The sequence below is a fragment of the Pseudomonas sp. genome, from assembly GCF_037994325.1.
Classification (GTDB): domain Bacteria; phylum Pseudomonadota; class Gammaproteobacteria; order Pseudomonadales; family Pseudomonadaceae; genus Aquipseudomonas.
The window spans coordinates 1-11,613 of sequence record NZ_JBBNAH010000388.1; the positions used below are offsets into that span (position 1 = coordinate 1).

Sequence of the window (11,613 nt, forward strand, 5' to 3'; positions counted from 1 at the left end):
GCTCTGTCCTTTGTTGAAAAACTGGCTTCGGGCAAAAACAAAATTCTGTTCGTCGGCACCAAGCGTTCCGCTGGCAAGATCGTTGCTGAAGAAGCAGCACGTTGCGGTTCGCCGTTCGTGGATCACCGCTGGTTGGGCGGCATGCTGACCAACTACAAAACCATCCGTCAGTCGATCAAGCGTCTGCGTGAGTTGGAAGTTCAGTCCCAGGACGGCACTTTCACCAAACTGACCAAAAAAGAAGCTTTGATGCGTACTCGTGATCTGGAAAAACTGGATCGCAGCCTGGGTGGTATCAAGGACATGGGCGGCCTGCCTGATGCCCTGTTCGTAATCGACGTTGATCACGAGCGCATTGCTATTACCGAAGCTAACAAGCTCGGCATCCCGGTTATCGGCATCGTCGATACCAACAGCAGCCCGGAAGGTGTTGATTTCATCATCCCAGGCAACGATGACGCCATCCGCGCCATCCAGCTGTACATGGGTGCAATGGCTGACGCCGTAGTGCGTGGCCGCAGCAACGCTAACGGCGGCACCGACGAATTCGTCGAAGCTCCGGTAGCTGCTGAACAAGCTGAAGGCTGAGTAGACCGCGTCTAGCGTCTCTCGGTTAGCAAAAAGGGGGCTAGGCCCCCTTTTTGCCACCTTAGAATTGATCATCGCTCGGCTCGCCGGGTGAGACTTATCCAAGAGGATTTGAAAATGGCAGAGATTACTGCAGCGCTGGTTAAAGAACTGCGTGAGCGTACTGGCGAAGGCATGATGGATTGCAAAAAGGCCTTGACCAAGGCTGGCGGCGACATCGAAAAAGCCATCGACGATATGCGTGCTTCGGGCGCCATCAAGGCCGCCAAGAAAGCCGGTAACGTGGCTGCTGAAGGCGCCATCGCGGTCAAGGTTACTGCTGATAACAAGCGTGCCGTGATCATGGAAGTGAACTCGCAGACCGACTTCCTGGCCCTGCAAGACGACTTCAAGAAATTCGTGGCTGACAGCATCGACCAGGCTCTGGCCGAAAACCTGACCACCGTTGAGCCGCTGATCGCTGCGCGTGAAACCGCTCGCGTTGAGCTGGTTGCCAAGGTTGGTGAGAACGTCAACATCCGTCGTCTGACCGCTGTTGAAGGTGACGTGCTGGGTGCTTACGTTCACGGCAACAAAATCGGCGTGATCGTTTCGCTTAAAGGCGGTACCCCGGAACTGGCTCGCGACATCGCTATGCACGTTGCTGCCAGCAACCCTGAGTTCCTGCTGCCGAGCGAAGTTTCCGCTGAAGCCATTGAGCGCGAAAAAGGCGTTTTCCTGTCGCTGAACGAAGACAAGATCAAAGGCAAGCCAGCCGAAATCGTTGAAAAAATGGTTGCCGGCCGTATCGCCAAGTTCCTCGCTGAGGCCAGCTTGGTTGAGCAAGCTTTCGTTAAGGATCCAGAAGTCACCGTTGGTGCTCTGGCCAAGAAAGCCGGCGCTGAAATCGTTTCCTTCGTACGTTACGGCGTAGGTGAAGGCATCGAGAAAGTTGAATCGAACTTCGCTGACGAAGTAGCGGCTCAACTGGCTGCCAGCAAGCAGTAAGACAGGTTTCGATCTGTCGCCCCGAAGAGGCTGCCCGCTAACGCGCGCAGCCTCTTTGTCGAAGTGGGGCCAGCAATTGCATATGTAAACGGTATTGGTGCACTGTGCTGCACCAAATGCCATGGGCGCTGTCCAAGCGCTCGATCAATACGGGCATTTCGCCTGTCTAGAATTCAAACGCCGCAGGAGAGATACGCATGGCTCAGCAGGTGAGTGGTCGCCAACCTCGCTACAAACGCATTCTGCTCAAACTAAGCGGCGAAGCCTTGATGGGTTCGGAAGACTTCGGTATCGACCCCAAAGTGCTCGACCGCATGGCCCTGGAAGTGGGGCAACTGGTCGGAATAGGCGTACAGGTAGGCCTGGTCATTGGCGGTGGTAACCTGTTCCGCGGCGCCGCTCTGAGCGCTGCCGGCATGGACCGCGTCACCGGCGACCATATGGGTATGCTGGCCACGGTCATGAACGCCCTGGCGATGCGCGACGCCCTGGAGCGCTCGAATATCCCCGCTATCGTAATGTCGGCGATTTCCATGGTCGGCGTTACCGACCATTACGACCGCCGCAAAGGCATTCGTCATTTGAACTCCGGCGATGTGGTGATTTTCGCTGCTGGCACGGGTAACCCGTTTTTCACCACCGACTCTGCAGCCTGCCTGCGCGCCATCGAAATCGATGCGGACGTGGTGTTGAAAGCGACCAAGGTTGACGGCGTATACACCGCCGACCCGTTCAAAGACCCCAATGCCGAAAAATTCGACCGTTTGACCTACGACGAAGTATTGGATCGCAAACTCGGTGTGATGGACCTGACAGCCATCTGTCTGTGCCGCGATCACAAGATGCCGCTGCGGGTCTTCAATATGAACAAGCCTGGCGCACTGCTGAATATCGTAGTGGGCGGGGCGGAAGGAACCCTGATCGAGGAAGGCGAGCAATGATCAACGAAATCAAGAAAGACGCTCAAGAACGCATGCAGAAAAGCCTGGAATCGCTTGTCCACGCTTTCAGTCGTATTCGCACCGGCCAGGCGCACCCAAGCGTTCTCGGTGGTGTGATGGTGCCTTACTACGGTGCAGACACGCCGCTGAACCAAGTGGCCAACGTCACTGTTAAAGATTCCCGCACCCTGCAAATCGTTGCGTTCGAACGCAATATGCTCAGCGCGGTCGACAAGGCTATCCAGAGCTCCGGTCTGGGCTTTAACCCAACCAACCTGGGCGAGCTGCTGCTGGTGACCATGCCGGCGCTGACCGAGGAAACCCGTAAGGGCTTCACCAAGCAGGCCCGTGATGCTGCCGAAGATGGTCGTGTGGCTGTGCGCAACATCCGCCGTGACGCGCTGAGCCAGCTCAAAGACCTGGTGAAAGAGAAAGAAATCAGCGAAGACGAAGAGCGCCGTGCGGCTGACGATATTCAGAAGCTGACGGATAAGTTCGTGGCTGAGATTGAAGTGGCCGTGAAGCAGAAAGAAGCGGATCTGATGGCCGTTTAACGGCTGGTCTCGTCATGGAAAAGACCGTCAAAACCGGCCAGCCGGGCGTGCCACGACATGTGGCGATCATCATGGATGGCAACAACCGCTGGGCGAAAAAACGCCTGTTGCCTGGCGTCGCCGGGCACAAAGCGGGCGTTGACGCTGTGCGTGCGGTAATCGAGGTATGTGCCGAGGAAGGCGTCGAGGTGCTGACCCTGTTTGCCTTCTCCAGTGAGAACTGGGATCGGCCGGCAGACGAAGTGGGTGCCTTGATGGAGCTGTTTCTTTCCGCTTTACGGCGTGAAGCGAAACGGCTCAATGCCAACGGCATCAGCCTGCGCATTATCGGCGATCGCTCGCGCTTTCACCCCGAGCTGCAAACCGCCATGCGTGAAGCGGAAGCGCTGACCGCGGGCAACGATCGCTTTGTGCTGCAGGTGGCGGCGAACTACGGTGGTCAGTGGGATATCGCCCAGGCGGCCCAACAGTTGGCGCATCAGGTTCAGGCCGGGCATCTGCGTCCGGAAGACATTACCCCGCGACTGCTGCAAGGTTACCTGGCCACGGGCGAGCAACCGTTACCGGACCTGTGCATTCGCACCGGCGGCGAGCACCGCATCAGCAATTTCCTGCTGTGGCAGTTGGCCTATTCCGAGCTGTATTTCTCCGACCTGTTCTGGCCGGACTTCAAACACGACGCCATGCGCAAAGCGCTGGCCGATTACGCTACCCGCCAGCGTCGCTTTGGTAAGACCAGCGAGCAGGTGGCAGCTGAGGCTCGCGCACAATGTTGAAGCAACGCATCATCACCGCCCTGATCCTGGCACCGATCGCCCTCGGCGGTTTCTTTCTGCTCAGTGGCGCGGCGTTTGCCCTGTTTATTGGCGCTGTGGTTACCCTGGGTGCTTGGGAGTGGGCGCGTCTGGCCGGCTTTCAGGCACAACCGGTGCGCGTCGCTTTTGCTGCGGCAGTAGCCGTGCTGCTGGTGGTGCTTTACCAGTTGCCTGGTCTGGCGCCATGGGTACTGGTCCTGGGTATTCTGTGGTGGCTGGTGGCCACCTTATTGGTGCTGAGCTTTCCCAATAGTCATGGTTTCTGGTCGGACAGTACGCCCATAAAAGTGCTGATCGGCCTGCTGATTTTGCTACCGGCCTGGCAAGGCCTGGTGCTGATCAAGCAATGGCCGCTGGCCAACTGGCTGATTTTCGCGGTGATGATTTTGGTCTGGGGTGCGGATATCGGCGCCTACTTCTCCGGGCGCAAATTTGGCAAACGTAAACTGGCTCCCCTTGTTAGCCCCGGTAAAAGTTGGGAAGGCGTTTACGGCGGCCTGGCGGCTTGCCTGGCAATAACCGTCGGTGTTGGCCTTTTCCGCGGTTGGAGCGGTGGCGAGTTTGTTTTTGCGCTGCTCGGTACGGCATTGATCGTTGCCGTTTCGGTCGTGGGCGACTTGACCGAAAGCATGTTCAAGCGCCAAGCCGGCATCAAAGACAGCAGCAACTTGCTGCCCGGCCATGGCGGTGTGCTAGATCGCATCGACAGCCTGACCGCCGCTATTCCTATGTTTACCGTATTGCTCTGGAGTGCAGGCTGGGGTCAGCTGTGAGTCTGGCGCAACAGATCACCGTTCTTGGCGCCACCGGCTCCATCGGGCTTAGTACCCTGGATGTCATCGCTCGTCATCCACAGCGCTATCAAGTCTTCGCCCTTAGTGCCTTTTCTCGCGTGGCCGAGTTGGAAGCGCTGTGCCTGCTGCATCGCCCGCGTTATGCGGTAGTTGCCGATGCTGCCGCCGCCAGTAAGCTGCAAAGCGCGTTGCAGGCGGCCGGCCTGAATACCTGTGTGCTGGAAGGGCAGGGCGGTCTCTGCGAAGTGGCTGCGCACCCAGAGGTGGATGCGGTAATGGCGGCGATCGTTGGCGCCGCCGGCCTCAAGCCCACACTGGCGGCAGTCGAGGCTGGCAAGAAGGTGTTGCTGGCTAATAAAGAGGCGCTGGTGATGAGCGGCGCCCTCTTTATGCAGGCGGTGCGCAAAAGCGGCGCCGTGTTGCTGCCAATCGACAGCGAGCACAATGCGATTTTTCAGTGCCTGCCCACCGACTATTCCCGTGGCCTCAACGCTGTGGGCGTGCGGCGCATTCTGCTGACTGCTTCCGGTGGCCCGTTCCGGCAAACGCCATTGGGCGACCTGCAGCACGTCACCCCTGAGCAGGCCTGCGCCCACCCGAACTGGTCCATGGGGCGCAAGATCTCCGTGGACTCGGCCAGCATGATGAACAAAGGGCTCGAGCTGATCGAAGCCTGCTGGTTGTTCGATGCGCCGCCTTCAAAAGTGGAAGTGGTGATTCACCCGCAGAGCGTTATTCACTCGCTGGTCGACTATGTCGATGGGTCGGTGCTAGCGCAGTTGGGTAATCCGGATATGCGTACGCCCATCAGTCACGCCCTGGCCTGGCCGGAGCGTATTGACTCCGGGGTATTGCCGTTGGACCTGTTCGCTATCGCCCGCCTGGATTTCCTGCCGCCCGACGAGCAGCGCTTTCCTTGCTTGCGCTTAGCGCGCCAGGCGGCCGAGGCTGGCGGTACTGCGCCGGCCATGCTCAACGCCGCGAATGAAGTGGCGGTGGCGGCGTTTCTTGAACGGCGCATTTGTTTCCCCGAGATCGCGAGTATGATTGACGCGGTCTTGAACGCTCAGCCGGCACTGCCGGTCGACAGTCTCGATGCCGTGCTGGCGGCTGACGCCGGTGCACGAGCCGCGGCTGAACACTGGTTGAGTCACCACGGGCGCTAGCTCGGAGGATGTAAATGAACATGCTGTATATGGTCTGCGGCCTGCTGGTCGCCCTGGGCGTGCTGGTTACCTTCCACGAGTTCGGCCACTTCTGGGTCGCTCGCCGCTGTGGTGTAAAAGTGCTGCGCTTCTCCGTCGGCTTCGGCACGCCACTGGTGCGCTGGCATGACCGCCACGGTACTGAGTTTGTTGTCGCCGCCATCCCGCTGGGCGGCTACGTGAAAATGCTCGACGAGCGCGAAGCCGATGTGCAGATCGCTGCCGAAGACTTGCCCTTCACCTTTAATCGCAAGCCAGTCCTGCAGCGCATAGCTATTGTCGCTGCGGGGCCTATCGCCAACTTCTTGCTCGCCATCGTGTTCTTCTGGGTTCTGGCCATGATGGGCAGCCAGCAGGTGCGCCCGGTTATCGGCGCGGTAGAGCCGCAAAGCCTGGCGGCGCAGGCTGGTTTGGCTGCTGGGCAGGAAATCCTCGCCGTTGACGGCGAGAAGACCACGGGTTGGAGTGGCATCGGTCTGCAACTGGTGCGCCGCTTGGGTGAGACCGGCCAGGTCGCCGTGCACGTGCGTGAGCCTGAGTCCAGCGTGGAATCCACCTACCAGGTACAACTGCAAGACTGGCTCAAGGGCGCCGAAGAGCCCGACCCGATTTCCTCCCTGGGGATTCGCCCATGGCGCCCGGTCCTGGAACCGGTTCTGGCCACTCTTGATCCTGAAGGTCCGGCCCAGGCCGCGGGTTTGAAGCTCGGCGATCGCCTGTTAAGCCTTGATGGCGGGCCGCTAAGCGATTGGCAGCAACTGGTTGATGGCGTGCGCCCGCGCGCCGGTCAGCGAGTAATGCTTCTGGTACAGCGCGACGGCCAACAGATTGAAGTGCCGGTTACCCTGGCCTCCAAAGGTAACGATAAGGCCCACGCCGGCTACTTGGGCGCGGGTGTGCAGGGCGGCGAATGGCCTGCCGACATGCTTCGTCAGGTGAGTTTCGGGCCGTTGGAATCGGTGTCCGAAGCACTAAAACGTACCTGGACAATGAGCCTGTTGACCCTTGATTCGCTAAAGAAAATGCTCTTTGGCGAGCTGTCGGTAAAAAACTTGAGCGGGCCGATAACCATTGCTAAAGTGGCGGGCGCTTCGGCCCAGTCCGGGCTAGGGGATTTTCTGAATTTCCTCGCCTATCTGAGCATCAGTTTGGGGGTTCTCAATCTTTTGCCGATTCCCGTGCTTGATGGCGGGCACCTGCTGTTCTATCTGATCGAGTGGGTGCGTGGTCGCCCGGTATCGGAGCGAGTTCAGGGTTGGGGGATGCAGATCGGCATCAGTCTGGTTGTTGGGGTAATGCTGCTGGCGCTGGTCAATGACCTGAGTCGGTTCTGAGTTTCATCGTTAGACCGTTCACCGAATTACAAAAAGTGCCGCACTTTGCGGCAGATTTTTTATCGTCAGTTGGAATAAGAAAGGACTTCATGAAACGTCTGCTGCTGCTACCTGTGGTGCTCTTCGCACTGATGATCGCCGAAGTTCACGCCGAGTCCTTCACCATCTCCGATATCCGCGTCAACGGCCTGCAGCGGGTTTCCGCCGGCAGCGTGTTCGGCGCCTTGCCTCTGAACGTTGGCGAGACTGCCGATGACCGCCAGTTGGTCGAAGCCACTCGTTCGCTGTTTAAAACCGGGTTCTTCCAAGACATCAACTTGGGTCGTGACGGCAACGTGCTGGTCATCACCGTGGTTGAGCGTCCGTCGATCTCCAGTATCGAGATTGAAGGTAACAAAGCGATCACCAGTGAAGACCTGCTCAAGGGCTTGAACCAATCCGGTTTGTCTGAAGGCGAGATCTTCCAGCGCGCCACCCTTGAAGGCGTGCGTAACGAACTGCAGCGTCAGTACGTGGCCCAGGGCCGTTACTCGGCAGAAATCGAAGCGGAAGTTATTCCCCAGCCGCGCAACCGCGTCGCGCTGAAGATCAACATCAACGAAGGCACCGTGGCGGCCATCCAGCACATCAACGTGGTGGGTAATACCGTATTCCCGGATGAAGACCTGGTTGATCTGTTCGAACTGAAGACCACCAACTGGCTGTCCTTCTTCAAGAACGACGACAAGTACGCCCGCGAAAAACTCTCCGGTGACCTGGAGCGTCTGCGTTCCTACTACCTGGACCGCGGCTACATCAACATGGATATCTCCTCCACTCAGGTATCCATTACCCCGGACAAAAAACACGTCTACATCACCGTTAACGTCGATGAAGGCCAGAAGTACAGCGTTCGTGAAGTGAAACTCAGCGGTGACCTCAAGGTTCCCGAGGACGAAGTCAAAGCCCTGTTGCTGGTGAAGAAAGGCCAAGTGTTCTCGCGCAAGCTGATGACCACCACTTCCGAGCTGATCACCCGCCGCCTGGGTAACGAGGGTTACACCTTCGCCAACGTCAACGGCGTGCCAGAAGCGCACGATGACGACCACACCGTTTCCATCACCTTTGCCGTTAACCCTGGCAAGCGTGCGTACGTAAACCGCATCAACTTCCGTGGCAACACCAAGTCCGAAGACGAAGTGCTGCGCCGCGAAATGCGTCAGATGGAAGGTGGCTGGGCCTCGACCTACTTGATCGATCAGTCGAAAACACGTCTGGAGCGTCTGGGCTTCTTTAAAGAAGTGAACGTTGAAACCCCGCAAGTGCCAGGCACTGACGACCAGGTCGACGTGAACTACAGCGTGGAAGAACAAGCGTCGGGCTCGATCACTGCCAGCGTTGGTTTCGCCCAGAACGCCGGTTTGATCCTTGGTGGTTCGATCAGCCAGAACAACTTCCTCGGTACCGGTAACAAGGTCAGCATCGGCCTGACCCGCAGCGAATACCAAACCCGCTATAACTTTGGCTTTGTTGACCCCTACTGGACCGTTGACGGCGTGAGCCTGGGCTACAACGCTTTCTACCGCACCACTGACTACGATGAGCTCGATACCGATGTATCCAGCTACGCCGTAGACAGCTTCGGTGGTGGTGTGAGCATCGGCTACCCCATCAGCGAAACCGCACGTCTTACCTTTGGTTTGACGGTGCAGGAAGATGAAATCAAAACCGGTGACTACACCGTTGATGAAATCATCGCCTTCCTGGATCGCGAAGGGGATAACTTCCTGAACTTCAAAGGCTCCGTTGGCTGGTCCGAGTCGACCCTTAACCGTGGCGTATTGGCCAACCGTGGTCACTCGCAAAGCCTGGTCTTGGAAAGCACTATTCCAGGCAGCGACCTGTCCTTCTTCAAGTTGGACTACCGCGCACAGATATTCGCGCCGCTGACTACTAACACCACCATGCGTTTCCATACCGAACTGGGTTTTGGTGATGGCTATGGTTCCACCTCCGGCCTGCCGTTCTATGAGAACTACTACGCCGGTGGTTTCAACTCGGTTCGCGGTTTCGAAGACAGCAGTCTCGGCCCGCGCAGTACGCCGAGCTTTGTACCCGGTGGCGGTCAGGACAAATACGGTCGTTACACTGACCCGGACCAAGATCCGCTGCCATTTGGCGGTAACGTGTTGATCCAGGGTGGTGCGGAATATCTGTTCCCACTGCCTTTCGTGAAAGACCAGCGTTCCCTGCGTACCTCGTTGTTTTGGGATGTGGGTAATGTGTTCGATACCAACTGCAGTTCCACACAGAAAAACCGTGGCGACAGTGGTTGTGATCTCGACCTGAGCAGTCTGGCCAGCTCTGTAGGTGTTGGTGTGACTTGGATTACCGCGTTGGGCCCGCTCAGCTTCAGCTTGGCCATGCCAATCAAAAAGCCGGACGACGCCGATACTCAGGTGTTCCAGTTCTCCCTCGGTCAGACTTTCTAATTACCTGATCATTTATAACGACAACGATTTTTGCAGGAGTACAACGTGCGCAAGTTGATTCAGTTGGTTCTGTTAAGTGCTGCCGTTCTGGCAGGTCCGGCCTTCGCCGATATGAAAATCGCTGTGCTGAATTATCAGCAGGCGTTGCTCGAGTCTGACGCTGCGAAGAAGTACGCAGTCGACGCCGAGAAAAAATTCGGCCCGCAACTGACCAAACTCAAGGCCCTGGAAACCAGCGCCAAGAGCATTCAGGATCGTCTGGTCAAAGAAGGCGAAAAAATGCAGCAGGGCGAGCGTGAGCGTCTGGAGCTTGAATTCAAGCAAAAGGCTCGTGACTTCCAGTTCCAATCCAAAGAACTGAACGAAGCCAAAGCCGCTGCTGACCGTGAAATGCTGAAAAAGCTGAAGCCAACGCTGGATAAAGCGGTTGAAGACGTCATCAAAAATGGCGCCTTTGACTTGGTGCTTGAGCGCGGTGCGGTGATCGATGTCAAACCTCAGTACGACATCACTCGCCAAGTCATCGAGCGCATGAACCAGTCGCGTTAATCATGACGGCTCTGGTTTTTTCCCTCGGCCAGTTGGCCGAGCGTCTCGGCGCTACCCTGCGTGGCGCCGCGGACATCAGTATCACTGGCCTGGCCACCTTGCATGAGGCGGGCCCGGACCAACTGAGCTTTCTTGCTAACCCCCAATACCGCAAATTCCTCGCCGACTGTAAAGCCGGTGCGGTGCTGCTGACTGAGGCGGATGCCCAAGGTTATGCCGGCGCGGCGTTGGTGGTGGCCAATCCCTACCTGGCTTACGCCGAACTCTCCCACCTGTTTGATCGCAAGCCTCGCGCCGCGGCCGGCGTGCATGCCACGGCTGTCGTTGCTGCCGATGCGGTCGTCGATGCCAGCGCCAGTGTCGGTGCTTATGCAGTGATCGAGAGCGGTGCGCAGATTGGTCCTGGCGTCACTATCGGCGCCCAGTGCTTTATCGGCGCGCGTACAGTGATAGGCGAGGGCGGTTGGTTGGCCCCGCGCGTCACCCTGTACCACGATGTGCGCATCGGTAAGCGTGTGGTGATTCAGTCTGGCGCCGTAATCGGTGGTGAAGGCTTCGGTTTTGCCAACGAAAAAGGCGTGTGGCAGAAAATCGCCCAGATCGGCGGCGTCACCTTGGGTGATGACGTAGAGGTGGGTTCCAACACCACCATCGACCGTGGCGCGCTGGCCGACACCATTATTGGTAACGGCGTGAAGCTGGATAACCAGATCATGATTGCGCACAACGTTCAGGTTGGTGATCACACCGCCATGGCCGCCTGTGTGGGCATTTCCGGCAGCACCAAAATCGGTAAGCACTGTATGCTTGCCGGCGGCGTTGGGCTGGTGGGGCATATTGAAATCTGCGATGGCGTATTCGTCACCGGCATGACCATGGTGACTCGCTCCATTACCGAACCCGGTTCGTATTCTTCCGGCACCGCCATGCAAACGGCTGCGGATTGGCGCAAGAGCGCTGCCCGTTTCCGTAACCTGGATGACATGGCGCGTCGCCTGCAGCAGCTAGAAAAGCGTCTGGCAGCCGTGACCCCGGCCGACGATGCTTCATCTGATGCGTGACTGACGCATTCGTCAGTCCCCTTCCTCTTTTACAGGCTTTATCGAACATGATGGACATTAACCAGATCCGCGAATACTTGCCGCACCGCTACCCGTTCCTGCTGGTAGACCGTGTGGTCGACTTGGATGTGGCAGACACCAAGACCATTCGCGCCTACAAGAATGTCAGCATCAACGAGCCTTTTTTCAACGGTCACTTCCCTGAACACCCGATCATGCCAGGCGTGCTGATCATCGAAGCCATGGCTCAAGCCGCCGGCATCCTGGGTTTCAAGATGCTCGACGTGAAGCCCGCTGATGGCACGCTTTACTAC

12 protein-coding genes are annotated in these 11,613 nt (G+C 57.9%); all 12 read left to right on the top strand.

Annotation, left to right across the window (positions count from 1 at the left end):
* On the top strand, positions 1-588 hold a 588-nt coding region (gene rpsB, locus AAAB16_RS13200; RefSeq protein ID WP_340663737.1), incomplete at its 5' end, for a 30S ribosomal protein S2.
* Between the two features lie 117 nt (positions 589-705).
* A complete protein-coding gene (gene tsf / locus AAAB16_RS13205) occupies positions 706-1,575 on the top strand; it encodes a translation elongation factor Ts (protein WP_110616580.1) in 870 nt (289 codons plus the stop codon).
* Positions 1,576-1,772: 197 nt separating this feature from the next.
* The gene (gene pyrH / locus AAAB16_RS13210; protein ID WP_108095943.1) at positions 1,773-2,516 is read left to right on the top strand and encodes a UMP kinase; all 744 of its coding nucleotides are present in this window, start codon (positions 1,773-1,775) and stop codon (positions 2,514-2,516) included.
* Positions 2,513-3,070, top strand: a complete 558-nt coding sequence (frr, locus tag AAAB16_RS13215; protein WP_110616578.1) for a ribosome recycling factor — start codon at positions 2,513-2,515, stop codon at positions 3,068-3,070. Before pyrH ends, frr begins: the two co-directional genes overlap by 4 nt.
* A gap of 14 nt (positions 3,071-3,084) precedes the next feature.
* A complete protein-coding gene (uppS, locus tag AAAB16_RS13220; RefSeq protein WP_110616577.1) occupies positions 3,085-3,846 on the top strand; it encodes a polyprenyl diphosphate synthase in 762 nt (253 codons plus the stop codon).
* Positions 3,840-4,658: a phosphatidate cytidylyltransferase gene (locus AAAB16_RS13225; RefSeq protein ID WP_340663738.1), complete on the top strand. Its 819-nt coding sequence runs from the start codon at positions 3,840-3,842 to the stop codon at positions 4,656-4,658. Before uppS ends, AAAB16_RS13225 begins: the two co-directional genes overlap by 7 nt.
* Entirely contained in the window at positions 4,655-5,845 is a 1,191-nt protein-coding gene (gene ispC / locus AAAB16_RS13230) for a 1-deoxy-D-xylulose-5-phosphate reductoisomerase (RefSeq protein WP_340663739.1), read from the top strand. Before AAAB16_RS13225 ends, ispC begins: the two co-directional genes overlap by 4 nt.
* Positions 5,846-5,859: 14 nt before the next feature.
* A complete protein-coding gene (gene rseP / locus AAAB16_RS13235) occupies positions 5,860-7,218 on the top strand; it encodes an RIP metalloprotease RseP (protein ID WP_340663740.1) in 1,359 nt (452 codons plus the stop codon).
* 89 nt (positions 7,219-7,307) lie between these two features.
* Positions 7,308-9,689, top strand: a complete 2,382-nt coding sequence (gene bamA, locus AAAB16_RS13240) for an outer membrane protein assembly factor BamA (RefSeq protein ID WP_110616573.1) — start codon at positions 7,308-7,310, stop codon at positions 9,687-9,689.
* Between the two features lie 45 nt (positions 9,690-9,734).
* Positions 9,735-10,238, top strand: a complete 504-nt coding sequence (locus AAAB16_RS13245; RefSeq protein WP_340663741.1) for an OmpH family outer membrane protein — start codon at positions 9,735-9,737, stop codon at positions 10,236-10,238.
* A complete protein-coding gene (lpxD, locus tag AAAB16_RS13250; protein WP_340663743.1) occupies positions 10,238-11,299 on the top strand; it encodes a UDP-3-O-(3-hydroxymyristoyl)glucosamine N-acyltransferase in 1,062 nt (353 codons plus the stop codon). The genes AAAB16_RS13245 and lpxD overlap by 1 nt, the downstream gene beginning before the upstream one ends.
* A 47-nt stretch (positions 11,300-11,346) precedes the next feature.
* The coding region (fabZ, locus tag AAAB16_RS13255) for a 3-hydroxyacyl-ACP dehydratase FabZ (protein WP_340663742.1) at positions 11,347-11,613 on the top strand (267 nt) is incomplete at its 3' end.